Source organism: Glutamicibacter sp. JC586 (assembly GCF_009805585.1).
In the GTDB taxonomy this organism is placed as follows: domain Bacteria; phylum Actinomycetota; class Actinomycetes; order Actinomycetales; family Micrococcaceae; genus Glutamicibacter.
Genome location: NZ_VHIN01000010.1, coordinates 176,979 through 202,455 on the forward strand (window position 1 = coordinate 176,979; position 25,477 = coordinate 202,455).

At 55.0% G+C, this 25,477-nt stretch carries 23 protein-coding genes, 1 tRNA gene and 1 riboswitch; of the genes, 11 read left to right on the forward strand and 13 right to left on the reverse strand.

Annotation, left to right across the window (positions count from 1 at the left end; translation table 11 throughout):
• Positions 1 to 4: 4 nt before the first annotated feature.
• Positions 5 to 128, reverse strand: a riboswitch (TPP riboswitch).
• Between the two features lie 75 nt (positions 129 to 203).
• The gene (locus FJV47_RS08770) at positions 204 to 455 is read left to right on the forward strand and encodes a DUF4235 domain-containing protein (RefSeq protein ID WP_159612075.1); all 252 of its coding nucleotides are present in this window, start codon (positions 204 to 206) and stop codon (positions 453 to 455) included.
• A gap of 65 nt (positions 456 to 520) precedes the next feature.
• Here the strand turns inward: FJV47_RS08770 and mnhG are convergent, their stop codons facing one another.
• Genes mnhG through FJV47_RS08800 form a run of 6 tightly spaced genes read right to left on the reverse strand, consistent with a single transcriptional unit; the run spans position 521 to position 6,846 of the window.
• Entirely contained in the window at positions 521 to 925 is a 405-nt protein-coding gene (mnhG, locus tag FJV47_RS08775; RefSeq protein ID WP_159612077.1) for a monovalent cation/H(+) antiporter subunit G, read from the reverse strand.
• Positions 925 to 1,191 (reverse strand): monovalent cation/H+ antiporter complex subunit F, encoded by a 267-nt coding sequence (locus tag FJV47_RS08780; protein WP_159612079.1) that lies wholly within the window; start codon positions 1,189 to 1,191, stop codon positions 925 to 927. The genes mnhG and FJV47_RS08780 overlap by 1 nt, the downstream gene beginning before the upstream one ends.
• Entirely contained in the window at positions 1,188 to 1,805 is a 618-nt protein-coding gene (locus FJV47_RS08785; RefSeq protein WP_235026396.1) for a Na+/H+ antiporter subunit E, read from the reverse strand. Before FJV47_RS08785 ends, FJV47_RS08780 begins: the two co-directional genes overlap by 4 nt.
• 27 nt (positions 1,806 to 1,832) lie before the next feature.
• Positions 1,833 to 3,434 (reverse strand): Na+/H+ antiporter subunit D, encoded by a 1,602-nt coding sequence (locus FJV47_RS08790; protein ID WP_159612083.1) that lies wholly within the window; start codon positions 3,432 to 3,434, stop codon positions 1,833 to 1,835.
• Positions 3,431 to 3,880, reverse strand: a complete 450-nt coding sequence (locus FJV47_RS08795) for a Na(+)/H(+) antiporter subunit C (RefSeq protein WP_159612085.1) — start codon at positions 3,878 to 3,880, stop codon at positions 3,431 to 3,433. Before FJV47_RS08795 ends, FJV47_RS08790 begins: the two co-directional genes overlap by 4 nt.
• A complete protein-coding gene (locus FJV47_RS08800) occupies positions 3,877 to 6,846 on the reverse strand; it encodes a Na+/H+ antiporter subunit A (protein WP_159612087.1) in 2,970 nt (989 codons plus the stop codon). The genes FJV47_RS08795 and FJV47_RS08800 overlap by 4 nt, the downstream gene beginning before the upstream one ends.
• A gap of 225 nt (positions 6,847 to 7,071) precedes the next feature.
• Here FJV47_RS08800 and FJV47_RS08805 point away from each other — a divergent pair, with 225 nt between their 5' ends.
• Positions 7,072 to 8,394 carry an MFS transporter gene (locus FJV47_RS08805; RefSeq protein WP_159612089.1) on the forward strand — a complete coding sequence of 441 codons (1,323 nt, stop codon included), beginning with the start codon at positions 7,072 to 7,074 and terminating at the stop codon, positions 8,392 to 8,394.
• Between the two features lie 74 nt (positions 8,395 to 8,468).
• Here the strand turns inward: FJV47_RS08805 and dcd are convergent, their stop codons facing one another.
• The gene (gene dcd, locus FJV47_RS08810; protein WP_159612091.1) at positions 8,469 to 9,050 is read right to left on the reverse strand and encodes a dCTP deaminase; all 582 of its coding nucleotides are present in this window, start codon (positions 9,048 to 9,050) and stop codon (positions 8,469 to 8,471) included.
• Between the two features lie 170 nt (positions 9,051 to 9,220).
• Here dcd and FJV47_RS08815 point away from each other — a divergent pair, with 170 nt between their 5' ends.
• Positions 9,221 to 10,099 carry a D-alanyl-D-alanine carboxypeptidase family protein gene (locus FJV47_RS08815; protein WP_159612093.1) on the forward strand — a complete coding sequence of 293 codons (879 nt, stop codon included), beginning with the start codon at positions 9,221 to 9,223 and terminating at the stop codon, positions 10,097 to 10,099.
• Positions 10,100 to 10,122: 23 nt separating this feature from the next.
• On the opposite strand, the gene FJV47_RS08820 is transcribed toward FJV47_RS08815, so the two are convergent.
• Both FJV47_RS08820 and FJV47_RS08825 read right to left on the reverse strand, forming a co-directional pair.
• Positions 10,123 to 10,464 (reverse strand): hypothetical protein, encoded by a 342-nt coding sequence (locus FJV47_RS08820; protein WP_159612095.1) that lies wholly within the window; start codon positions 10,462 to 10,464, stop codon positions 10,123 to 10,125.
• Between the two features lie 194 nt (positions 10,465 to 10,658).
• The gene (locus tag FJV47_RS08825) at positions 10,659 to 12,365 is read right to left on the reverse strand and encodes a fumarate hydratase (RefSeq protein ID WP_159612098.1); all 1,707 of its coding nucleotides are present in this window, start codon (positions 12,363 to 12,365) and stop codon (positions 10,659 to 10,661) included.
• 111 nt (positions 12,366 to 12,476) lie between these two features.
• Between FJV47_RS08825 and FJV47_RS08830 the strand changes: the two genes are divergently transcribed.
• From FJV47_RS08830 to FJV47_RS08865, 8 genes are all read left to right on the forward strand, one after another.
• Positions 12,477 to 12,968 (forward strand): SseB family protein, encoded by a 492-nt coding sequence (locus tag FJV47_RS08830; protein WP_159612100.1) that lies wholly within the window; start codon positions 12,477 to 12,479, stop codon positions 12,966 to 12,968.
• A gap of 95 nt (positions 12,969 to 13,063) precedes the next feature.
• A tRNA-Gly gene (locus FJV47_RS08835) sits at positions 13,064 to 13,134 on the forward strand.
• A 71-nt stretch (positions 13,135 to 13,205) separates the two neighbouring features.
• Complete coding sequence (locus tag FJV47_RS08840) at positions 13,206 to 14,135, forward strand: AEC family transporter (protein WP_159612102.1); 930 nt, start codon at positions 13,206 to 13,208, stop codon at positions 14,133 to 14,135.
• Positions 14,136 to 14,223: 88 nt separating this feature from the next.
• The gene (locus FJV47_RS08845; RefSeq protein ID WP_159612104.1) at positions 14,224 to 15,039 is read left to right on the forward strand and encodes an amino acid ABC transporter substrate-binding protein; all 816 of its coding nucleotides are present in this window, start codon (positions 14,224 to 14,226) and stop codon (positions 15,037 to 15,039) included.
• An 84-nt stretch (positions 15,040 to 15,123) separates the two neighbouring features.
• The gene (locus FJV47_RS08850; protein WP_159612106.1) at positions 15,124 to 15,789 is read left to right on the forward strand and encodes an amino acid ABC transporter permease; all 666 of its coding nucleotides are present in this window, start codon (positions 15,124 to 15,126) and stop codon (positions 15,787 to 15,789) included.
• The gene (locus FJV47_RS08855) at positions 15,776 to 16,543 is read left to right on the forward strand and encodes an amino acid ABC transporter ATP-binding protein (protein WP_159612108.1); all 768 of its coding nucleotides are present in this window, start codon (positions 15,776 to 15,778) and stop codon (positions 16,541 to 16,543) included. Before FJV47_RS08850 ends, FJV47_RS08855 begins: the two co-directional genes overlap by 14 nt.
• An 18-nt stretch (positions 16,544 to 16,561) precedes the next feature.
• The gene (locus FJV47_RS08860; protein WP_159612110.1) at positions 16,562 to 18,112 is read left to right on the forward strand and encodes a helicase HerA-like domain-containing protein; all 1,551 of its coding nucleotides are present in this window, start codon (positions 16,562 to 16,564) and stop codon (positions 18,110 to 18,112) included.
• Between the two features lie 63 nt (positions 18,113 to 18,175).
• The gene (locus FJV47_RS08865; RefSeq protein ID WP_159612112.1) at positions 18,176 to 19,198 is read left to right on the forward strand and encodes a hypothetical protein; all 1,023 of its coding nucleotides are present in this window, start codon (positions 18,176 to 18,178) and stop codon (positions 19,196 to 19,198) included.
• Positions 19,199 to 19,205: 7 nt separating this feature from the next.
• On the opposite strand, the gene FJV47_RS08870 is transcribed toward FJV47_RS08865, so the two are convergent.
• The 4 genes from FJV47_RS08870 to FJV47_RS08885 form a co-directional block, all read right to left on the reverse strand.
• Positions 19,206 to 20,462: an MFS transporter gene (locus FJV47_RS08870; RefSeq protein ID WP_235026397.1), complete on the reverse strand. Its 1,257-nt coding sequence runs from the start codon at positions 20,460 to 20,462 to the stop codon at positions 19,206 to 19,208.
• 131 nt (positions 20,463 to 20,593) lie between these two features.
• Positions 20,594 to 22,501 carry an NHL domain-containing thioredoxin family protein gene (locus FJV47_RS08875; protein WP_159612114.1) on the reverse strand — a complete coding sequence of 636 codons (1,908 nt, stop codon included), beginning with the start codon at positions 22,499 to 22,501 and terminating at the stop codon, positions 20,594 to 20,596.
• A 136-nt stretch (positions 22,502 to 22,637) separates the two neighbouring features.
• Positions 22,638 to 23,396, reverse strand: coding sequence for a hypothetical protein (locus FJV47_RS08880; protein WP_159612116.1), 759 nt, complete (start codon positions 23,394 to 23,396; stop codon positions 22,638 to 22,640).
• Positions 23,389 to 25,443: a cytochrome c oxidase assembly protein gene (locus FJV47_RS08885; protein WP_159612118.1), complete on the reverse strand. Its 2,055-nt coding sequence runs from the start codon at positions 25,441 to 25,443 to the stop codon at positions 23,389 to 23,391. Before FJV47_RS08885 ends, FJV47_RS08880 begins: the two co-directional genes overlap by 8 nt.
• Positions 25,444 to 25,477: the final 34 nt, after the last annotated feature.

The window sequence follows — 25,477 nt, forward strand, 5'->3', positions numbered from 1 at the left end:
TCCGCATCCGAGATGCTCGACTTCCTTCGCCGGTACTAGCCGGAGCAGGTTCGAGGGTCTGCGATCTATCGCACTCTCAGCGTCTTTGGACTTCATTTTTGAAGTCTGACGCTCCCCTGTCGGAAAAATTACTGCTCACCTACCATACCGCAGGTATGCTGGGCAGAGGAACGATAAGTCACGACGTTGAAGCGAGGGCAAAAATGAACACAGTACAGAAACTTGCCACCACCGGAATTTCGATCGGCGCCGGTTTTGTCGGTAGCAAGCTAGTTGATCAGTTGTGGAAGGGCTTCACCGGAAATAAAGCTCCCCGCAAGGGTAGCGAAGAAGCTGCAGAGGCTTCATTCCGGCAGGCACTCGGATTCGCAATCTTCTCATCTATTGTTGCCGCCACGATTCAGGTTTTGGCTGACCGCGGCACCAACAAGGTCGTCGCACGTTTTAGCAAGTAGCTAATAGCAAAGGAGCAGCCCACAGTGGTGGGCTGCTCCTTTTTGCTGTGTGCATCTATGGTGCTTTACGACGTTGAATCTTTTGATTGCTCAGCTGGGACTTCTGGGGTTTCAACGGCCTGTTTCTTGGTGACCGTATCAACAACTTGTCGCAGTTCATCGTCGTAAAGAGATCCTTTGACTGCGTGCTTTGTTCGGTATCCGGCGCGTCCAATCATGTGTGCTGATACTGGTGCGGTCAGCAACTGCATTCCCCATGCCAAGAACAACAGAGGTACGACGCTCCAACTGCGTAGATGAATCGCTACTGCAGTGAAAATGAGCAGGAAGCCCAATACCTGAGGTTTGGTCGCCGCGTGCATTCGCGTGAGCATATCCGGAAAAGTCAGCAGACCAATACCGGCAATCAGCGACATGAGACAGCCTGTGATCAGCAGGACGGCTACAAGAACATCGAGGAACATATCCATCAGGCATTCCTCTGATCGGAAACGTAACGCGAAACCGTGACCGAGCCAATGAACCCTAAGGTACAGGCAACGACCACAAACAATAGGTAGTCAGAATGTCGGTTGTAAACCATTTCTAAGCACAACGCCACAGAAATAATGATCAACATGACGTCCAAGGCCAACACGCGATCGAGAATAGAAGGCCCCTTGGCGACTCGAATCAGGCACGCCACGGTCGCCAACCCCAACATGACTCCGCAAACCCACATCACGATGTTCATCATTTTTTGCCTCCTACTCGACCAAGTATCGGACCGCATTCGTGCTTGATCGCTTCAAATTCATCGTGGCTACCGATAGCCATGATCACTCGACGTTCAATGTCTCGCACCGCTTCACGGGCTCGTTCCATATCCGTCTGCGATTCAATGTTGATGTAATGCAAGTACAGAGTTGATGAGCGGCGGTCCACATCGATAACAAAAGATCCTGGAATCAACGTCAGCGCGTGGCCCACAGCGGTAACGATCAAATCCGAATCGGTGCGCAGCTCGACAGCTATGACTCCACTACGTGTTTTCTTTCCTCTGAAGATCGCTAAACCAGCCACTTGGAAGCTCGCCGCGAATACTTGGCCGATGAACCAAATGAACAATTCGAAGCAGAACCAGATGTTTATCCGGCCCGACAGGACGACCGGCGGTAGTGGAAAGAGCGTAACAATGATCAGAGCAACGATGACACCGAAAATCAGATTTGCCGGCGAGAAATCTTGCCAAAGTGCTGCCCAGACAAAAATCAGCAACGCCAGAAGCGGCCATTCCTGTTTGAGTGTCGCCCGGTGGCGCACGCCAGATGTATCAAGCGCATCGTCGATACGTTGATCTCTATGTTTCATGTTCTTAGTTGGCATCGTCCCCTCCAATCACAAAGGCAAGATCGCAGTGATATACGGTTCACGAGCAATAAGCTCGGCGGCGACCCGTTCACAGAATTCAAAAATCGGTCCGGCAAATACAGTCAAAGCGATACCGGCGATAACCAGCGACGCAGTGGAATAACGCATGCCCCAAGGCAATGACTCAGCCTCAAGTTCCTTAGCTAGCTTCAGGCCTAACGCAGGATTCTGCGCGCCGCCGGCAGCGTTCTCAATTGCCACAGATGCTGCCTGATCAACCAACTCCTGGTTAGGAACTTCAGCATCAGCAGCACGGCGCCAAAATACACGAGCCCAGACACGAATGATGGCCATCAGGGTTAGCAAGCTGGTGAGCAATCCGGCCCCAACCACGACCCAGGTCAGTGGACCAGCGTTCTGAACTGCGGCGTGCAACAATCCAAATTTGCCCAAGAATCCTGAGAACGGCGGGATGCCGCCCAAATTGATTGCCGGAATGAAGAAGAGGATCGAAAGAGCCGGGGAGAGTTTGACCAGCGAACCGAGCTTGGTGACATTTGAGCTTCCGGCACGGCGTTCAATCAAACCAGCCACCATGAACAAAGAGGTCTGCACAATAATGTGGTGGCCAACGTAGTAAATGGTCGCCGCGATGGCCAGCGGACTACCGATAGCAACACCAAAAATCAGGTAGCCGATGTGGCTGGTGAGCGTAAAGGAGAGCATACGTTTGAAGTCGGTCTGCGCCAGCGCACCCAGAATACCGATCACCATGGTCAGTGCTGCAACGGCCATCAGACCCGCACTGACTTCTCCACCAGGGAAGAGCAACGTTTCCGTACGCACAATCGCGTACACACCCACCTTGGTCAGCAAGCCAGCAAACACAGCGGTGACCGGTGCAGGAGCGGTTGGGTAAGAGTCTGGAAGCCACAATGATAGAGGGAACACAGCAGCCTTGATGCCAAAGGCAATCAACAGCATCACATGCAAAATTAGCTGTGGCCCTTGATCAAGCTCGGGCAGCTTCACCGCAAGGTCCGCCATATTCACGGTTCCAGTCGCTGCATAGATCATGGCGATAGACATCAAGAAGATCACCGAGGAAACCACCGAAACCACAACGTAGGTGGTACCAGCCCGGATACGTTCAGCAGTCCCACCCAAGGTGAGAAGAACGTAACTGGCGGTCAGTAAGATTTCGAAACCGACGTACAAGTTGAACAAGTCGGCGGCCAAGAACGCGTTGGACACTCCAGCGAGCAGAATCAGATAAGCAGGGTGGAAAACCGAGACCGGGCCGGGTTCATCACCATCTGCTAGACCCTGGCTCGTCGCGAAGAGCAACACAGCCAGTGACACCAAGGTGGAAATCAGCAACATGAAGGAGCTAAATCCGTCAACCATCAATGAAATACCGAACGGCGATTCCCAGCCGCCGATGTGGATGGCGTAGCTTTCTCCACCCCAGACGGCGGCCACCATTCCTGCTTCCAATGACAGGGTCAGGCACAGGATACCGATGGTGATCAGTCGCTGCGTCTTGACTTGTTGGCGGGCGAGGAAGGCTGCTCCGGCGCCGATGATGGGAAGGACTACAGCCAAGGGTGCTAAGTCTAGAAAATTCACTCTTCCCCCTCTCGCACTGGGCGGCCTTCTTCGTCAACGAATTCGGTCGTATCCTCTGCCACGGGCGAGTCTTCCTCTTCGTCGTAGGCGGTCTTCTGCGACACCTTAATATCTTCGGTGTCATCGGCTAGTTCATCGGCGCTGGTCAGCGTCCATGAACGATAGATCATTGCCAACAGGAATGCTGTCACCGCGAAGGTAATCACGATAGCTGTCAGAATCAGCGCTTGAGGCAACGGATCCGAATATTCCTCAGGGTCCAGTCCTGACTGGAATAGTGGTGCCACACCGCGTCGACCACCGGTGGTCAAGATCAGCAGATTCACGCCATTACCTAGAAGCATAATGCCAAGCAAGACACGAGTCAGGGTTCGTTCAAGGACCAGGTAGAAACCGCAGGCAAGCAGCACTCCGGTAATCACGAGAAAGGTGATGTTCACGCTCATCGGCCAACTCCTGTCTGTGATGCTTCTACAAAGTCGTGTCGGTCCACTGGGCTACGTCCTTCGGAAAGTGAGTCAATTTCGCTACCTAGTGAACGCAGCACGTCCTGTACCAGTCCTAAGACCACCAGATACACGCCGATGTCGAAGATCGTAGACGTCACGAACTTCTGATCGCCGAAGAACCAGAATTCCACGGCGTACATGGTGAAAATTTCATCGCCCATTAACAACGGAACAATTCCGGCCAGACCCGCCAACGCGATGCCACCACCGATCAGCAAGCCAGGGGCGATGCGTAGCGACTCTGAGAGTTCAACGCGGCCACCGGCAAGATAGCGGATGGTCAAGGCCAGTCCGGCAATCAAACCGCCGGCGAATCCACCACCAGGAGTGTTGTGCCCGGCGAGCAGGGTGTACACCGAAAGGATCAACACCGAGTGGAACATCAAGCGAGTGACCACTTCAAAGATAATGGAACGGCGTTCGGCAACCAGGGTGCTTCCGGCCATCAGCCAGTCTTGATTACCGCTCATAGCAAAGCGACGGGCAATTCGTAGTTCAACGTCCTTTGAATCCTTGCCACCCATGGCTTCGGAACCAGAATCGATACTGCCCGGCTCTACTTCGTGCACGCGCACTCGACTACCGAAGCTACGACCAGCGAAGATCAACGAGGCGACGCCTGTGGCAGCAGCCGCCAGCACCGTAATTTCCCCGAAGGTATCCCAAACACGCATATCTACGAGGGCAACGTTCACGATGTTCTTGCCGTAGCCCTCGTAGTAGGCCAGATCCGGCCAGGCAAGAGAAATTCTGCTTTGGTCCCTGGCAGCCATCATCGCGATGGCAATGTAAATCACCATCACGGCTAGGGCAATTGCCAATATTGCGCGGCCCCACTTGATCTTGGCAACGCCTCCCCACAAACGCTTAGGCAGCGCGCGTAGCGCTAAAACGAAGGAGACCAAAATGATGGTTTCCACTAGTAACTGGGTCAACGCCAAGTCAGGCGCACCCTGTAGCGCGAAAATTGCGACCATGCCGTAGCCGGTGACCGAAACCATCAGCACAGCCATAAAACGCTTAGGAGCAGTCACTGAGACCAGCGCGCCGGCAATGATCAACGCGCCGATCAGCAACTGGGCTGGGTGGTCAGCGACCACCCAGTTATCTGGCCATGGGGTAGCTACTGTCAACGCAATGCCTAATGGCACCACGAGCACGACGCCTAGAATTACGCCCAAGTAGAAGGACAACGAACCACGTTGGGTTCGACCGGTAATCCAAATGGAAACCATGTCTAGACCGTTGACCGACATACGATAGATTTCCTCAGCGGAAATCATGAGGTTTCGTGGACGAGCACCGGTATCGGTTCGGCGACGGATCCAGTAGAAGGCAATGCCCAAGCTGATGGAAATGGCGCTAAGACCCAATGCTGGGTTTAGGCCAGCAAAGGCCAATAGATGCATTTTCCCTGGTCCACCTTGTTCGGCGGACCACTGGTGCATCAATGGTTCGACAAACTGCGGGTAGAGACCCAAGGTGAGAGTCATGATCGAGAGCACCAGCAATGGAGCCAAGAAGATTAGGGTTGGCGCTTTGCAGGTCAGCGGTGGTACCGAATGCTTCTTGACCCCAAAGGCGCCGAAGAAGAAGCGCAGCGAATAGCCCATAGTCAAGCCGGCTCCCAGTACCAGACCGATCAGGGCGAAGATGCCCCACCCAGTTTCTAGGTGCAAGGCAGATTCGTACACGGCTTCTTTGGCCACAAACCCAAAGGTCAGTGGCACACCGGCCATCGATGCTGCAGCGATGCCCGCGGTAGTGGTCAGGATGGGCATGCTACGGCGCAGGCCACTAAGTTTGCGGATGTCGCGAGTACCCGTGTTGTGGTCAATGATGCCGACGCTCAAGAACAGGGTTGCCTTGAACAAACCGTGGGCCAATGTCATTGCTAGGGCAGCAAAGGCAGCGTCCGGGGTTCCAAAGCCGAAAATCGCAATGATGAAACCCAGCTGAGAAACTGTACCAAAGGCAAGAATCAGTTTGAGGTCATGTTGCTTCAGTGCTCGGTATCCACCAATGATCATGGTCAAGATACCGATGCCCACGGTCATCGGAACCCAGAGGTTGGTTTCAGCGAATCCTGGAGCCAAGCGGGCAATCAAATAGACGCCTGCCTTAACCATGGCCGCAGCATGAAGATAGGCCGAGACCGGCGTCGGGGCTGCCATGGCTCCTGGTAGCCAGAAATGGAACGGCACCAGTGCTGATTTAGAAATCGCCCCAACAATGATCAGCGCGATGGCTACGTCAGTGTAGGCACCGAGTGAAACGAGGTGGTCTGCCGCAGCGAGAATCTCGGAAAGTTGGTAGCTGCCGGCTTCGGTGCCGATCATCAAGATTCCGGCAAGCATGACCAAGCCACCCAAGGTGGTGATGATCAGGGCATTCATGGCCGAACGGCGTGCGGTAATCAAGGCTTGGTTAAAGCCGATGAGCAAGTAAGAAAGGACGCTGGTAATTTCCCAGAAGATGAACATGATGATCACGTCGTCTGCCGTGACCAATCCGGTCATAGCACCAGCGAAGGCCACCATCTTGGCAGCGAAGCCACCAATTTGAGGATCATCGTTCTTGAAGTATCTCGCGCAATAGAATAGGACCAGCGCGCCCACGCCAAGAATTAACAGAAGGATTGTGGCGGATAAGGTGTCCATCCGGAAGTTCAATCCGATGTTAAGACCAGAGATCCACTCAAAATTTATGGACGGCGGTGCATTAGGCGCACCATTGGCCAGCGAATTATCGGCAGCAAGAACCACCGGCAACTGCGTCAACAACCAAATAAATCCCACTGCTGGGACAGCGGCCACCACGTAGAAGGCGTTTCGTTTGAGTACCCGAAACAAAAGCGGGCACAATAGGGCGGTCACAAACAGCGCAGTGAGAATTACTAGCACTTGTCTCCTCTGTCGACTGATGGTTGGGCAGAGTGCGTTGACCACAAAAATAGTCCGCAGTAGCTATTTTATCAGCCGGCTTCTCCAGCCTTTCGCGCAATGTGTCTTTGGAGGAATATTTTCTTCTGTTTCCGCGATCAGCTGATTTTCCGGTTTTGCATAGGATTATCAAAAATTCGTTTTGGGGTTCACTCACAGTTCCTTTCTTCCGGGTACGATTCGAGCATGTCAATCATTCGACCTGCGTCTGTTCCAGCCCGTGACAAGTGGCTCAACAAGTACACCTGGGCTTGGGCCAGCTGGGATTGGGGGCAGGCAGCGATCAACGCGGTGATGATCACCTTCGTTTTCACCGTTTATCTGACCAGTGACCTCTTCGGAGACAAAGACCATGCCTCGTTAGTGCTCTCCCAAGCACTCACCGTCGGTGGACTTACCATTGCACTGCTGGTACCCGTCACTGGGATGCGTGCCGATGCAGCCGGTCGCAGGAAATTGTGGATCGTGGTCAATACGCTGATCTTGGTCCTCGTGTGCGCCGGGTGCTTCTTTGTTTACCCAGACCCCAAGTTCCTCTGGCTCGGCGCCATACTCATAGCGCTCATGTCGGTGGTCAGTGAGTTTGCCGGCGTGAACTACAACGCCGTGCTCAACCAGATTTCAACCAAAGCTACCGTCGGCAAAGTCTCCGGCTTCGGCTGGGGCATGGGATATGTCGGTGGCATTCTCGCCCTCGCGCTGGTTCTCTTCGGATTTGTAGAACCTATTGTTCAGTGGCCAGGTGCTAGCACCGAGGGATCACTAAATCTTCGGCTGATTGCCATCTTCTCCGCGGTGTGGTGCCTGGTATTTGCGTTGCCGTTATTCTTCATCATTCCTGAAGCCCCACCGGCTACGGCGACGAAGATCCCGCTCAAGGACTCATACAAGGTCTTATTCGCAACCATCAAAAATCTGTGGCGTAACGATCGCAACCTACTCTTCTTCCTCTGTTCCTCGGCCGTGTTCCGTGATGGACTGGCCGCGATCTTCACCTTCGGCGGCGTCATTGCTGCCGGTACCTTTGGTTTTGCAGCATCCGAAGTCATTATCTTCGCCATCGTAGGTAACCTCGTAGCGGCCGCCGGTGCAGTCATTGGTGGTCGGCTCGATGACGTGCTGGGGCCCAAGATGGTGATTTGTGGCTCGCTAGTTGGATTGCTGATTGCCGGCGCGGGAGTCTTCCTTTCCCCTGGTGCCAGCGGCTTCTGGATCTTCGGCTTACTGCTGTGCCTGTTCGTTGGCCCCGCTCAAGCGGCTTCACGGTCTTATTTAGCCCGGCTTATTCCGGCTGGCCGCGAAGGTGAACTCTTCGGGCTGTATGCCACGACGGGTCGAGCGGTCTCGTTCTTAGCTCCAGCACTGTTTGGTGCCGCCATTGCTATCGCCTCTCCCCTCGTTGCTTCCGGGGGTGCGCAGCGATTTGGCATTCTGGGCATCTTGGTGGTGCTGGCCCTTGGACTAGTACTGCTCCTGCCTATTCGTTCACCGCGAAAGGAATCGCGCTAAGAAATCTGAGAATCCCAGCGCACATAGTTTGAGGACCAGCCCAATGGGCTGGTCCTCAAACTATTTAGAACTTATTAGCTGTCGATATCTGTACGGTGGAAGTTCAGGTGGCTGCGCGAGGCTGTGGGGCCACGCTGACCTTGGTAGCGGTTTCCGTAAGGACCCGAACCATAGGGGTGCTCGGTAGCGGAGGTGAGTTTGAAGAAGCACAACTGGCCAATCTTCGAACCTGGCCACAGTTTGATCGGCAAGGTCGCCATGTTGGAAAGTTCCAATGTCACGTGTCCAGAGAAGCCCGGATCGATGAAACCAGCGGTGGAGTGCGTGAGCAGGCCCAGACGTCCCAGCGAGCTTTTGCCTTCAAGTCGTGCTGCCACGGAGTGTCCCAGAGTAACTACTTCGTAAGTGGAGCCAAGCACAAACTCACCAGGGTGGAGGATGAACGGTTCGTCTGGAGCGACCTCGACCAGGCGAGTCAGCTCATCTTGCTCCACCGAAGGATCGATGTGCGCGTACTTGTGGTTGTCGAAGAGCCGGAAGAACCGGTCGATTCGAACGTCCACTGAGGCGGGCTGGACCATGTTCGGGTCGAAGGGCTCGAGCCCAATCTCTCCGGACGCTATTTCTCGACGAATGTCACCATCTGAATACAACACGTGAACAAACTTATCGTGTGAAGTGCCTCGGAATGAACTCCGTGGGCAAATAAGTTCATTTTGGCTCTTCGAGGCGGTGATGCACTTCCCATTATTTTCCCCAGATTTGCAGTTATCGTTAGAGAGGGAGTCATTCTCGTTCATCGCTTCATCTGTTAAGGGTTTATATTATGCGTCTTGCCACTGCGCTGACTGGCACCGTACTTGCTTCGGCACTGCTGTTCTCCACTGTTCCAGCAGCTTTTGGCGCACCGACTAAAGACCTCCCAGAAGTTAGTAGCACACAGCTTACCGAGGCTTCGAGCATGTTGGCGCTGATTAACCCCACCACGAAGCTCTCTCCAGAAAACTACACGCCCTCCAAACTGGTCGACGTCGCCGGGACCGGTCTGCAGCTACGAAGTGAAGCGGCTCAAGCCGTCGAGGATCTGCTTGCTGATGCTCGGGCGGCTGGACATTCAATCAAGATTCTCAGCGCTTACCGTTCATATGATCGTCAGGCGGCACTATTCAATCAGTACCAAGGTAAATATGGAACGGCGTATGCCGAACGAATTTCTGCCCGCCCAGGTACCAGCGAACATCAGTTGGGTTTGGCGGCAGACCTTGGATACACCAATAGCCTCTCCGAATTGAAGGCCTCATTCGGGCAGACTCCAGCAGGCATCTGGATCGCGGAGCATGCGGTGGATTACGGGCTGATCGTGCGCTACCCCGATGGCCAAGAAGAGATCACCGGCTACAAGTACGAACCATGGCACGTACGCTACATCGGTAAAGAGCATGCCAAGGCGTTGGCCGAATCCGGAGCCGACACCTACGAAGAGTACGTCAAAATGCTTGCCGAGTCGTTGAAAGAGAAGAAGACCGAAGCAACGCCAGCTGCTAAGGAGCAGGCAAAGGTTGACGCGGTGGAGGAAAAGTCCACTAAGGACGGCACCGAGATCAGCTCTCAGAAAACCGGCCATGGGGTGCTCAAGGAAGAAGACTTACTGGTCTTACGTTTCCTACCGCCGTACCGGGACTGGAGCTTTGGCTTCACCGAATAGCTTTTGAACGACTCTCTGACGTTTTAGAAGAAGCTCGCAACGCCGAGAAATATCAAGGACGGAACCAGCGAGGCGCCCAAAGCAATCACCCAGTGGGTGATCTTGCTGCTGGTCTTCTGGCAGGCTCCGGCACGTTTCCTGCGGTAGATCAGATTCACATTGGCAATCACCCAAATGATGGTTCCAATGGCCAAGGGCGGACCAAGAATCATTTGTAATGGGAAGATCGAGCTTTCTTCCAACAGGTCGCGCACACTTCGACCCCATGAGCTGATCGGGTTCCCCATGACAACTACGCAAAGCATCCAATAGTAAATGATTCCGGGAATGCCGAGCAGAAGATTCACAACGCCTAGTCGTCTCACAGCGTTCCCCTTAATCCAGCCTTGCGCCTCCAAGCGTGCAAGGCACCAAAAATTCTACCGAACCAAGCCACCGATACATGGCCTTTTGCCCAAGGCTGCGCCTGTGCATCGCCTAAGAATTACAAAAAACCGCCAACAGATCGGCTCCATAAAAGAACTATCTGTTGACGGTTTTTGGTAGTGCGTTGCAAAGACTACTTAGCGCGAACCGGAATGCCAGTAAACGTTGGCTTCAGTGTTTCAGCGAAGAAATCCTCACCCTTGTCATCAACCACGATGAATGCTGGGAAGTCCTCAACATCAATCTTCCAGATTGCTTCCATGCCCAATTCCTCGTATTCAAGGATTTCGACCTTCTTGATGCAATCCTGCGCCAGGCGTGCTGCCGGGCCACCAATGGAACCCAGGTAGAAGCCACCGTGGCTGTTGCATGCATCGGTGACCTGCTTTGAACGGTTGCCCTTGGCCAGCATGACCATGGAACCGCCGGCCGCCTGGAACTGGTCCACGTAGGAGTCCATACGGCCCGCAGTAGTTGGGCCGAACGAGCCCGAAGCCATGCCCTCTGGTGTCTTAGCAGGACCTGCATAGTAGACCGGGTGGTCCTTGAGGTACTGTGGCATCTCTTCGCCGGCGTCCAGTCGTTCCTTGATCTTGGAATGCGCGATATCGCGAGCTACCACCAGTGGACCGGTGAGAGACAGGCGAGTCTTGACCGGGTACTTGGTCAACTCAGCCAGGATCTCATCCATTGGCTTATTCAGATCAATCTTCACTACCGAGCTACCGCCGGTGCCCGAGACACCATCGGTCTCGTCATCGTGAGCTGCGATGGCAGGGTGATTCTCATCTGGCATGAAGCGTGCTGGATCAGTTTCCAGCTGTTCAACAAATAGTCCCTCTTCGGTGACCTTGGCCAGCATCTGGCGGTCAGCCGAGCAGGACACTGCGATGGCTACTGGCATTGACGCGCCGTGGCGCGGCAGGCGAACTACACGTACGTCGTGGCAGAAGTACTTGCCACCGAACTGTGCACCGATGCCAAAGTGACGGGTCAGTTCCAAGACCTTGTCCTCTAGCTCGGTGTCGCGGAAGCCACGACCGGTCATCGCACCTTCGGTAGGCAACGAATCCAGGTACTTAGCCGACCCGTATTTTGCGGTCTTCAACGCCATTTCAGCGGAGGTACCACCGATGACGATGGACAGGTGGTACGGAGGGCACGCAGCAGTACCCAAAGAATGCAGCTTCTCGTCGAGGAACTTCAACATGGAGTTCTCGTTGAGGATGGCCTTGGTCTCCTGATACAAGAAGGACTTGTTGGCACTGCCGCCACCCTTGGCCATGAACAAGAACTTGTAGCTGGTGTCAGCGCCGTCCTTCGTATTGGCATACAGGTCGATCTGTGCTGGCAAGTTGTTGCCAGTGGACTTTTCTTCCCACGTGGTCAGAGGGGCAAGCTGCGAGTAGCGCAGGTTCAGCTTGGTGTACGCGTTGTAGATACCGCGCGAGAGCGAGATTTCATCTTGCTCTTCGGAAAGCACACGCTGGCCACGCTTACCCATAACGATGGCCGTACCGGTGTCCTGACACATTGGCAGGATGCCACCGGCAGCAATGTTGGCGTTCTTCAGCAGATCCAGTGCCACAAACTTGTCGTTCGGGCTGGCTTCCTCATCGTCGAGGATGTTGCGCAGCTGCTGCAGGTGGGCCGGGCGAAGGTAGTGCGAGATATCGTGCAGGGCAGTTTCGGCTAACTGCTCAAGTGCCTCGGGGGCGACCTTCAGGAAGTTCTTCCCATCCGGACCGGCGACGACCTCGACGCCTTCGGAGGAAATCTTGCGGTATGGGGTTGTATCTTCGCCAATTGGCAGAAGATCCTCATAACGGAATTCAGGCATGCTCTGTCCTTGATTCAATCGTGGATGCTCATCTGCCAGTTTATGCCTTTGACCCCAAAAACTCGCATTCGCCGTTTGCACCTGCGGCTTTATCGCGACATGCTGTAGTACATGAGCACCGAGAACACCCCGGCAGCAAACGATGGACAAGATCCTGCCCAGGGGCCACACGCAATCATCGAAACTCCGATGGACCAGCACCGCGCCAAGCCTAAAACGCACTTCGAAATGATGTTGCAAGCTGGCCTGAACAAGCCTGAGCTCTCGGGTTCGGTCATCGGTGCCTTTATGAGCACCGAAGTGTATTTCCTCTCCCGCGAAGAGGTTACGGAAGGAAACAAGAATGCTCAGCCAATGCTGTTGACCAACCCTAGCGGTGAAGCAGTTGTCGCACTCTTCACGTCCTTGGAGCGCATTCCTTCCACCTACATCGATCAGGCGCCTTTTGGTATCAAGGTTCAGGGAGCCTCCGTGGTGCGCGCTCTGGATAAGACCGGCTTTGTGGTGAATCCTGGCGATGAATTGAGCTTCGAGGTTCCTGCCGATGGCGTGGTCATCTTGCAGGAACAGATGCTCAAGCAAAAAAAGGATGATCAGGCGTAACTTTTCCCACGATTATTCGCGCCGTTTAACGAAGCGTCGAATTCGTGAGATATGCTGTTTGATGCCCGAGCCGTCAATAGGCCGCTCGGAGCACTGCGGGCGTAGCTCAATGGTAGAGCGCTAGCTTCCCAAGCTCGATACGCGGGTTCGATTCCCGTCGCCCGCTCGCACTGACGTCGGGGTACCACCAGGTGCCCCGACGTTTTAGTTTTGTCAGGCTAACACCCAAGGAGCACGATGACCGGAGTCCTCGAAGGGTTCTCCATCATTTGGGTGGTTATCGCCGTCGGCTACCTTGTTGGGCGCACCGGCGTGCTGGGTCCGCAAGGCCGCCATGTGCTTAGCCGAGTGACCTTCTTTGTCGCCAGCCCAGCACTGCTATTCACCACGCTGGCAGATTCCGATCCTGCCTCGGTGCTCGGCCCGTTACTGTGGGTCGCCGCTATTTCGGCTGCCTTGACCGCCTTGGCTTTTCACGCTGTCACCGCTGGTTGGCTCAAACGCTCCGGCTCCGAACGCATCGTCTCTGCCATGTCGGCTTCCACCGTGAACTCGGCTAACCTCGGACTGCCCATCGCCTTGTATGTCTTGGGTGATGCTTCCTACGCGGCTCCGATCATTCTGTTCCAGCTCGCGCTCTACCAGCCGATCAACTTGGCCATGCTCGACGCCACGACTTCACGTCACCGCACCACCCCGCTGGCTTTGCTGCTGACCACGGTGAAAAATCCGATGATCATCGGTTCCATGCTCGGCTTGGTGGTGGCACTGACCGGGTTCAAGGTGCCAGCGATAGCGTTAGAACCAATCGAACTGATCGCAGGCGCCTCCATCCCTTGCATGCTCATGGCCTTTGGCATCTCGTTGGTCGGTTCCAAACCGTTGGAGAAGAAATCAGGGCGACGCGCCGACGTATTGATCGGATCTATCGCCAAATTGGTTCTACATCCTGCTCTCGCTTGGGCGCTGGCTTACTTCGCTTTCCAATTGCGTGGTGAGATGTTGGTGGCCTCGGTAATCATGGCTGGTCTGCCCACGGCACAAAACGTCTTTGTCAGTGCTTCGCGCTATGAACAAGGTGTCATCGTAGCCAAAGATACGGTCCTGATCACCACCATCTGCGCCATACCACTGATGATGGTGCTGGCACTATTTTTGGGAATTTAGTGTAACTTTTGGGCTTCGGAATAAGTGGATGTCTCTAGACTGTTGTTAGGACTAGAGCATTATCAACCCCTTTTTGAATGAGGTCACTATGAAGCGCACCGTACCCCTACTGGCATCTGCCGCAATTCTTGCCCTGTCCCTGACCGCGTGTGGATCTTCCTCCGGCTCCGGTGATTCCTCTGCGTCGGGCTCCACTCAGAGCGGTTCGGCGTTGCAGAAGGTCAAGGATGCCGGTGTGCTGACCGTTGGTACCGAAGGCACTTACCGTCCTTTCTCCTTCCACGAAGGAAGCGAGTTGACCGGCTACGACGTGGATGTCATCAAGGCCGTCGGCGAGAAGATGGGCGTAGATGTCAAGTTCCAAGAAACCCAGTGGGATGCAATTTTTGCCGGTCTTGATGCGGGTCGTTTTGACGTGATCGCCAACCAGGTGGCCATCAACCCTGACCGCGAAAAGAAGTACCTCTTCTCCGAGCCATACACCGTTTCCACTGGAGTGGTTGTCACCAAGAGCGATAACAACGACATCACCTCTTTCGACTCCCTCAAGGGAAAGAAAACTGCACAGTCACTGACCAGTAGCTTCTATGAGGCTGCCAAGGCAGCCGGTGCCACCATCGAACCAGTTGAGGGTTGGGCCCAGTCGGTCACCCTGCTCAAGCAAGGCCGTGTCGACGCAACCGTGAATGACAAGCTGACGTTCTTGGACTCGCAGAAGACCAATCCGGACGACAGCATCAAGATCGCGGCAGAGTCCGAAGACAAGTCTGAGTCGGCGGTGACCCTGCGCAAGGGATCTGAAGATCTGCAAGAAGCCATCGATGGCGCCTTGGATGAATTGCGCAAGGACGGCGAACTGGCAACCATCTCCGAGAAATACTTCGGCGAAGACGTCAGCAAATAACCGATACTTCCCCAAGTGAAACAGTAGACTGGCTCCACACGCACCCAGCGTGGAGCCAGTCTCGTTTGTCTCAAAGGTAGCTTCATGGATTCGAATTGGCAGTTATTACTTGATTCGCTGTGGCCTCTGGCCAAGGGTGCAATCACCGCGACCATTCCCTTAGCACTGATTAGCTTCATTGTGGGTTTGGTGATCGCTTTGTTCATTGCGTTGATGCGCATCAGCAAGAACCCGGTCCTCTCAGCCATCGGGCGTGTGTACATCTCCATCATTCGCGGCACACCCCTCTTGGTGCAGCTCTTTGTCATTTTTTATGGCATGCCCTCGCTAGGCATCACCATTGACCCATGGCCCAGCGCAATCATTGCGTTCAGCTTGAATATCGGTGGCTATGCTGCGGAAATTATCCGAGCGGCCATTCTCTCGGTCCCGGCAGGACAGTGGGAAGCAGGCTACACGCTGGGCATGTCTCGCACACGAAGTCTCTACCGGTTGATCTTGCCGCAGGCCACCCGCGTCGCTATTCCACCGTTGTCTAACTCCTTCATTTCGTTGGTGAAGGACACCTCGCTAGCTTCGACCATTCTGGTCACGGAGATGTTCCGCAAGGCGCAGGAAATTACCGCCTCAACGTATGAGTTCATGCTTCTGTACTGCGAAGCAGCGGCAATCTACTGGATCATCTGCCTGGTGCTCTCGGCGCTACAGAACTCCGTTGAAGGAAGGCTTGAAAAGTATGTCACCAAGTAACACGACTTTGCTCAGTGTCGATTCCCTGCACAAAGCCTTCGGCGAGAATCAAGTGCTCAAGGGCATTGATTTCACCGTTCATTCCGGTGAGGTAGTTGCCCTGATTGGCCCCTCCGGCTCAGGCAAGACCACAGCACTTCGCTGCCTGAATGGACTAGAAATCGCTGACTCAGGAACCGTCGGTTTTGACGGTGGACCATCGGTGAGTTTCGAAGCGAAAACCAAGCCGAAGACCGCACAAGTATTGCGTGAACGTTCAGCCATGGTCTTCCAAGGCCATCACCTCTTCCCTCACTTGACGGTGTTGCAGAATGTGACTGTTGGTCCTATCGAGGTGCAAAAACGAGCTAAAGATCAGGTCTTGGCTGAAGCTCGCAAGTTGTTAGACCGAGTTGGACTGGCGGCCAAGGCCGATGCGTACCCGAATTCTCTCTCCGGCGGTCAGCAACAGCGAGTGGGCATCGTGCGCGCCTTGATGCAACAACCCGACTTGTTGCTCTTTGATGAACCAACAAGTGCGTTGGACCCAGAATTGGTTGGCGAAGTTCTCACTGTCATTAAGGAACTAGCCCAAGAAGGCTGGTCAATGGTTCTGGTGACTCATGAATTGGCCTTCGCCCGGGATGTGGCCGACACGGTGGTTTTCATGGACGGCGGAGTGGTGGTTGAAACCGGGCCAGCAGCCCAAGTTTTGTCCGCTCCCACCAATCCCCGAACGCAAGCCTTTGTTCAACGTCTTTTGCACCCGTTCTAGAAAGCATAAGGTAATGGTATGACCCAGGATACAAATGCATTGCTGACCAGCCTTGTCGAGGGCTATAACTTCACTTCGGATTCTTTAGATCTTGGCGTGGCCCTCATTGATGGCAAGGTAGAACCCACCGCGCCGATTCGCTTGCCACTGAAGATGCTCAACCGTCACGGATTAGTCGCCGGTGCTACCGGCACCGGTAAGACCGTGACCTTGCAGCTCATGGCAGAACAGCTGAGCAAGGCTGGAGTTCCAGTATTCCTCGCTGACATCAAGGGCGACTTGAGCGGTTTGGCACAAGAAGCAGTTGCCTCTGAGAAGCTGACTGCACGCTTGGCCGAGCAGGGCAAAGAATTTGAACCACGTGCTAACCCGGTCGAGTTCCTTTCCCTTGGCGAAGGAACGCACGGTACTCCGGTACGAGCCAGCGTGGATGCCTTTGGCCCGATTTTGCTCGCTCGCGTCTTGGAGCTCAATGAGACTCAGGAGGAATGCCTGCAACTGATCTTCCACTATGCCGATTCCAACAAGCTCCCACTTGATGACTTGAGTGATGTTAAATCAGTCATCAGCTACCTGCTTAGCGATCAGGGCGCAGAAGCTCTAAAGAACCTAGGCGGAGTCTCCTCAGCTACGGCTTCGGTCATCCTTCGTGGCATCACCATCATGCAGTCTCAGGGTTTGGATCAGTTCTTCGGCCAGCCAGAATTTGATACCTCAGATTTCCTGCAGGTGCGTGAAGATGGCAGTGGCGTGATCAACGTGCTCGAACTGCCTTCAGTGAATTCGCAGCCAATGTTGTTCTCGACGTTCCTGATGTGGCTTCTGGCTGACCTATTTGAGGATCTTCCTGAAGCTGGCGACCTAGACAAACCAAAGCTAGTGTTCTTCCTTGATGAGGCGCACTTGCTGTTCAAGGACGCCACCAAGGCCTTTACTGACTCCATCATCAATACGGTACGTTTGATTCGTTCCAAGGGTGTCGGCCTGTTCTTCATCACTCAGTCCCCTACTGACTTACCTGACGAGGTTTTGGGGCAGCTGGGTAACCGCATTCAACACGCCGTGCGCGTTTTCACTGCCAAGGATCAAAGCGCGCTGAAGAAGATTATTCAGACTTTCCCGACCAACGGTGTTGATCTGCAGGAGGCGCTGACTCAGGCCGGTGTAGGCGAAGCGGTCATTACCGTACTGGGCGAAAAGGGCGCACCGACTCCGGTGGCTTGGACGAAGATGTCCTCGCCAGGATCAAATATTGGTCCTGCCTCGCCTGAGGTACTGGATGCAAATCTGAAAGCGTCGCCGCTTGCTGCTCGTTACGCGGCGGCCGTGGATCGTGAATCCGCTCGTGAAATGCTAGATGCCAAGGCTGCTCCTCCTGCCGCGACTCCGGAGAGTGCTCCAGAGCAGGCACCGGCCGAACAGCATGAGCAATCAGCACCACGCCAGCAGCGTGCGCCTAAGGCAGAGCAGAACCCGATGATGGATATGGCTGTTGATGCTGCCACCATGATTGGTCGCGAGCTCATCCATGGCATGTTTGGCAACCGTAAGCGTCGCCGCCGTTGGTAATACCCGCCACCAAACACCGTTCGGTTAGAGTTTAGAGCCCGAAACCAGATAGCCTAGCTACTGATGAAGACTCATAACTCCACTCCGATCACCGCCACCGCCCTGGCCCTTCGATGGACCGTTGCCGCGGTGGCGGTGCTCGTTGTGGCCGTAGCCGGCGTGATGATTGCTAACCGCACCGTGTTCTCCGCTGCGCATCAAGTCAAAGAGCTTCAGCGCGAGCTAGCTGACGGTCAGGGCGCCAAAGCTCTTGGCCTGATGCAAGCTACCGTTCCTCAAGGCGATGCGATCGCTTTAGATGGCGAAGTTCTCAAGCGTACCCAAAAGGGCGTTAGCGACTTCACCACCGAGAAGGCCGAGCCGGTGAAGGGCAATGAGGAACTGCGCACCGTTACCGCACGCTACAAGGTTGATGGTGTTGATAAGCAGTCGAGTTACACGCTACGTCACACCGGCAAATCTTGGCTTTTCTTTGACAATTGGGCCTTTGAACCTTCTACGCTGCCAAGCGTAAAAATCAAGGCCAACACCGTCAACGAGGTCACGGTCAACGAACAGAAGATCCCGTTGGAAGCTGGCGTTTCTACTCTCCCGGTTTTTTATCCTTCGGTCCTCGATGCAAGCTTTAGCACTAAGAACTTCGCTGCTGACACCCGTGGCGTGGTAGTCACAGAACCTGCCGAAAAGCCGGTAGAGATCTCGCTGAAGACTGAACCAACGCAGGCTTTCATCTCGGCGATCAATTCCAAGGTCAAGAAGTACCTTGATGGTTGTGCTAGCCAAAAGGTACTTATGCCTTCGGGCTGCCCCTTCTCGTACAACACCTCGGCCCGCGTAGATTCGTCGACCATTGACTGGGCAATCACCCGGTACCCGAGCATCAAGGTCAGCTACTACAACGGATCGTGGGTCCTCGCCCCGCTGAAGACCTCCGCTTCACTCACGCTTACCGAGCAGGATCTGCGTACCGGTGCCAAAGAAAAGAAGACCGTCAAGGACACCTATTCCTTCACCGCGCAGCTGACCACGAGCACCAATGATGTCACTGTCGTTCCCGTGGCCGGTGGGCAACAGGTAGCCCAGTAGATTTCTGCTAGCGTCCTAACAGTTCTCGAAATTGACTGCGCAGTGGTACCGCATTGGTCTTGAACTTCTGCCACATAAACAGTGCCAACAAACTTGCCCCTAAGGACAGCACCGCGCCGATAGTCACGGCGATCTGCGTTCCAAACAGTTCAGCAAACCCGCCAACCATTGGTGAACCTATAGGCGTGCCACCCTGGACAACCATCAGGTACAAGGCCAACACACGAGCACGGTACTGCGCCGGCACGGACATCTGCACCATCGTATTGCAGCTGTTTAGGAACGTTAACGCCCCCAGCCCCACTGGAATGAGCATGAGCGCAAATAGCAGGTAGTTAGGCATCCACGCACTGGCCAATGCGGCTAGCCCGAAGAACACACCGCCACCAATTAAGAAGCGCCATCGGGGTGCTGAGCGTCGTGCAGCTAAGAGCGCACCGGCGAAGGTACCCACGGCCATAATGCTGCCAAGAATTCCGTACTCCCCTGCTCCGACGCCATACACTTCGGTAGCCATCAATGCGTTAGTTAGTTGGAAGTTCAGCCCGAAGGTTCCGATAATGAATGCCAAGAAAAAGATCAGAAGCAGATCTTTGCGTCCTTTGACATAACTAAATCCTTCCCTGACTTGTCCTTTACCACGTACTACTGGAGTGGATGGATGTAGCGCGTCTTTGCGCATGAATACCAGCGAGGTGATAACTGCGAGGAATGAGGCGCCGTTGAGTAAGAAGGCCGGACCGGTGCCCACCAACGCGATGACTGCACCGGCAACCCCTGGACCTGCCAACCGTGCAAGGTTGAAGTTGGCGCTGTTCAACGCCACCGCGTTGGCTAAATGAGATCCCGGCACAATTTCAGAGACAAATGCCTGTCGGGCTGGAGCGTCAAAGGAGGCACCGATTCCTAAAAGGCCGGCCAGCACGTACACCTGCCAGAGTTGTGCGGAGTCGATAACCACTAGTAGCCCTAGGATCAGGGCGCACAAGCCCATAAAGCTTTGGGTCACCATGAGCACGTGGCGCTTGTTAAAGCGATCGGCGATAAGTCCCGCATACGGGGCAAGTACAAGAACGGGGAGGAATTGAAGGCCGGTCGTGATACCAGTAGCTACTGCGTCATGGTTGGTGAGTTCGGTGAGCACCAGCCAGTCCTGGGCCACTCGTTGCATCCACGTTCCGATGTTGGAAACTAGAGCACCCACGATCCACAAACGGTAGTTGGGTATTTCCAGAGCCCTAAACATCTTCGTTGCCATAAACATCTACCGGATCTCTCCGATGCCTCCCGCATTTCAGTCTAATGCGACACAGCGAGGAATGCTGAGGTTTCCTCTGCATTCCTCGCTGTGAGGTTCAAGCTATGTATCAGCGACGTCTAAAGAATTTCTGCTCGTTAGTTGACGCCTCGAAGGTCCAACAGTAATTCATCATCGCCTTCTGGATCTAGGATTACCGGGATGCCCCAGTCCTGCTGGTACAGGTGGCAGGCCGCATGATCTGGGATCTCTCCACCAGGCTCACCATCACATGCCGCCGCACGAGCGGTAATGTGTAGCACGCCATCAGCGATCTCGGGGTTCAGCTGTAAGGTTCGTTTGAGCCCCACCGAAGTTCCGCCACCCTCCAAAATCAGGTCTTCTGGGCTGGAGGAGATCTTCAGCTGGGTTGGGTCACCCCAACGGTCATCTAGCTTCTGTCCCTTAGGAGCAGCGAAGCGAACCACGATCTCATGGTTACCTGCCTTCACCGAAGTTTTAGGTCGCTGAGTCTGGCTTGCGCCTTCATCAATAACTAAGGCTTCGGCCGGAATAGGTACACGCACCAGCTGATGGGTATTGGTTTCGACTACTAGGAGTACTGGATCTCCTTCAACCGAAGTATCAACCAGAACATCAGCCGATTCCTTCAGGCCCTTAGCCAGGGTGGAAACCGTCTTGGTTGCTGGGTCATAACGGCGAACCGCCCCATTGTAGGAGTCAGCAATCGCGATGGAACGGTCAGGAAGCACCGCTACACCCAGTGGGTGCTGCAGACGTGCCTGTTCAGCGTCACCGTCACGGAAGCCGAAGTCGAACAGGCCAGTACCAATAGCCGTATTCACGCTCTTTGCTTCACCGTTTTCAACTTCGATCCAGCGCAACGCACTGGTCTCGGAGTCAGCGATCCATACGTTGTCACCATCAAGTGCCAAGCCTGAAGACTGGGCGAACCACGCTTCATCGGCCTTGCCGTCGTTCAGACCTTCCAACCCGGTACCGGCAAAGACCGACACCGCATTGGTCAGTGGGTCAAAGGCAAAAATCTGGTGGGTGCCGGCCATAGCGATGATGACCTTGCCCGATGGATGGAACACCACATCCCATGGGGAGGATAGGGAAATGTTCAACGCGTCGGTACCCAGCTCGGTTGGCTGAGTCTGCTGCCGGGCGCTTTCGGTATCCAACAGGCGCTGGATTCCGTTGCCTGCCAGGGTGCCCACTACCCCGGTGCTTAGGTTCACCGAGCGCAGGCGGTGGTTCACAGTATCGGCCACGATCACGTCGTAGCCCACCTTGGCCGCCACGTCTTCTGGCAAAGTAGTCAGGCCCTGTGGCTCGTTGAATTGTGCGCTCTGTACCTCACCGTCGGCATAACCCTTGGTTCCTGAACCAATGGTGCGCACAACGGTGGAGAGATCTGGTGCCAGTTCAACCAGGCGGTGATGGCCGGAATCCCCAATAAGGAAGTTCCCGTTAGACAGCGCCGTAGCCTTACCCGGAAAGCGCAGATCGCCCTCGCAGGCAGGCGGTGCAACATAAGGGCCGTCGCCGCGGTGCAAGGTTCCCTTGGCCTCATGCTCGGCAATCAATTCTTCAACCAGCGAGCCCAAGCCCTGTGCGTGACCTTCACCGGAAAGATGAGCAACGATGTAACCTTCTGGATCCAAGACCACCAAGGTTGGCCAGGCGCGAGCACCGTAGGCCTGCCAGGTCACGAGTTCTGGATCATCAAGTACTGGGTGGTGGATTTCGTAGCGTTCCACGGCCGCAGCCAAAGCATCTGGGTCAGCTTCGTGCTCAAACTTTGGTGAGTGCACACCTACGGTAACCAGCACATCCGAGTACTGCTCCTCTAGCGGGCGCAGCTCATCAAGGACGTGAAGGCAGTTGATGCAGCAGAAAGTCCAGAAGTCCAGAAGCACGATCTTGCCACGCAACGCTTCGAGGTCCAGCTGTTGACCACCTGTATTCAGCCAGTTGCGGCCCTCAAGCTCGCTGGCACGCACCTTGTAATTGGTGCGTACGGATTCTGTTGCGCTCATGCTCATCCTTTCGCAAGTGCCGCGGCTCGGCAGGTAGATCTCTATTATCGGCCACGGCGTGGTGCAGTACTAAACGGTGTTAAGGAACATTGAGGTGCAACCTGTTGCACCGAAGATCTATTCCTGAATTTAATCGCTACGGCAGTTGGGACAATGCTGCGTCCATAACGCTGGTCGCGACCTTGTTGAACTTTTCATCCTTTAATGACTTGGCCGAGACGAAAGAAACCATCGCTACATACTCCTTGCTCTTCTTGATCAGCACTAAGGAGTTCTGTGCATATTCGCCATTGCGTGAGTAGTACAGCGCCGAATCAACCGAGTCCACCGCGGGATCGGAGAACTTCAAAGTTTCGGTGTACTCACTGGTGTTCAGTTTCACGCTCTTGCACTCAGAAAGAATGCTTTTCACATTCTTCGTATGCTGATCCGTCGATTTCGCACCGTCTGAACCCAACTTAGCTACTTCTACCGACCCAGTGATGGATTGCGAATCATTGGTGAAGTCAGTGCGCGCAGATTCGGTACCCAATTGCACCGGCGACCAGTTCAGGTCGTTGATCGGAGTCGAACATTGGGAAGGTAACACTACAATGCCCTTAAGCGTATCGGTGGGCGGGGTGGCCAAGGATTCAAGGTCTTTGCCTTGGATCTTGGCACTGCTCGGGAAGCCAAGCTGCGAAGCAATCACCGAGCCTGCGGCCGTAGCCAGCTGTGCTGTGGTCAGCTCTTCTGCTGAGGCAGAGGGGCTCGCACTGGCACTGGCCGTCGCTTCGGAGGCGATCTTGTGCGTTTGATCCTGCGGCATTTCTGCCTGTCCCGAGGAGCAGGCATTCAAAGCTAAAGCGGTGACCAACAGCAGCGGGACACTGATCAGCTTAATTCTCTTAGGCATTCGGGTTCCTCTTATCGGCCTGCTTGTATTTGGCGAACATCGCGTTATAGGCCTCCAGCTCCGCATCATTGTCGCGGTCAGCTTGACGGTCATAACGTTTGGTGTCTTTTTTGTCTTGTTTGAGCCAAGAGAGCACCACAAAAATGGCCAAGACTAAGGTTGGTACTTCGCCGATAGCCCACATAGCTCCGGCGCCCACCACTTGGTCTTCCAGCGCGGTGCCGCCCCAGGTGCGACCCATGTTCCCGAAGTAGTCCGGAGCCAGCAGGGTTTCGGTACTCATCAGGGCCACGCCGAAGAAGGCGTGGAAGGCCACGGTGGCTAGCAGCACCACCAGGCGCATCGGGTATGGGTAACGCTTCGGCACCGGATCAGCGTCGATTAGCGACAGCGCAAAGAGGTAGCCGGTGAGTAGGAAGTGCAGGTTCATCAGCTCATGTCCCGCGTGGTAGAGCATGGCTGGTTCGAGGATCGGGGTGAAGTAGAAGATCACGATCGATCCGGCAAAGTTCACCGCCGCAAAAATTGGGTGGGTGATGACCTTCGAATAGCGGGAGTGAACCAGGAAGAGGATCCATTCGCGTGGCCCGCGGGTATCGTCAACGCGGGCTGGCAGAACCTGCAGCAGAAGCGTCACCGGGGTGCCGAGCACCAAGAAGATCGGCACGATCATGGTCAGCGACATGTGATCGACCATGTGGGTGGAGAACTGGATCTTGCCATATACCGCCACAGCACCACTGGTGACATAGAACAGCGCGAACAAGCCAACGATCCAACTGATTAGTCGCAGTACGCTGGGCTTATCCCCGCGCCGAGCTAGCTTGATGAAGGCAAAGAGATAGGCAGCCAGACCGAAGAGACATACTGCCACCCAGATCCAGTCCATCCGCCAAGTGGTGTACCAGCTGGCGGTGTCCGGAGCTGGTGGCAGATCATAACCGGTCAAAAGGCGCGCCGGGGTGGTTTTTGCTGGGGCCTCATCGGAGGTTGGTGGGGCGGTTCGAGCCAGTACCGTAGCTACTGACATCACCGAAGCCATCAAGATGACCTCTACCAGCACAACCTGCCAAGCAGCACGCAGCGCCGAGTACTTACCGGCCAGCAACTGCGGGATCACTTTGCGACGGTGCACCAGTCCCAGTGCGCCCAGTGCCAAGGTAATCAGCAGTTTGACGATCACCAAGGTGCCATAGGGTGTGAACCACTGGGAGAAGTTGGTGATGCGGATAATCGCCGAAGCTAGCCCCGAGCCGATCATCAAAAAGACCACGAAGGCGGCTAGAGCCGAATAGCGTTGCAACACGACGCCGGCCAGAACCTGGCCACGTTTGCGTCCTGGTGCTTGACCTTCCAAGGTAGGAGCCAACAACGCCAAGACGATGATTCCGCCGAACCAGAGCACCACTGCTAATAAGTGAAGGCCGATGGAGTTCACCGCGGCAAAGTGATCATCTCCCCCAGCCGCGTGTCCGATGAAGGCCAAGGGCAGGATGCCAAACAGGGATAAGAACGCGGTGGCGCCCACCCCAGTTTTGGAACGTACCGCCAAGGCCAAGGAACTGATCACCGCGGCAATCACCACCATCCAGGCCCAAGCCCGGCCGGTGGTGATGGAAAGAATGTAATCAAGGATCGCCGCCGAATATTGTGCGTCCAGGTTGATGGGAAGACCAGCCAGATCCCAGAAGGTCAGTACCATCACGGTCGCTGCGGACAAGGTCCACAACACCGCTGCCCCGGCGGCGATATTCATCGCGCGGCTAAAGGCCGGATGATCGGCTCCTTGAACGTCGCGGGTAGTTTTGGTGCTGCGCGGTAGGATTACGGCAGCAAAAACTAGCGCGGCAATGGCCACCGACATGGAGCTATGGTGAATCGCGCGGGCGATCGGAAGGCTCCAGCGCACAAAGGCACCCGGGTCGGCCAATTCGGCCGGACGAGCGATGCCGGTGAACATCACCGCAGCCAAGAAAACTACCGCTGAAGCGAGCAGTCCGGGCAGGATGAAGCGGGTAACTGAAACCGTGCGCTGTGCTGTATCCATATCCTACTTATCATCTCATTTTTGCCCCGCCCCG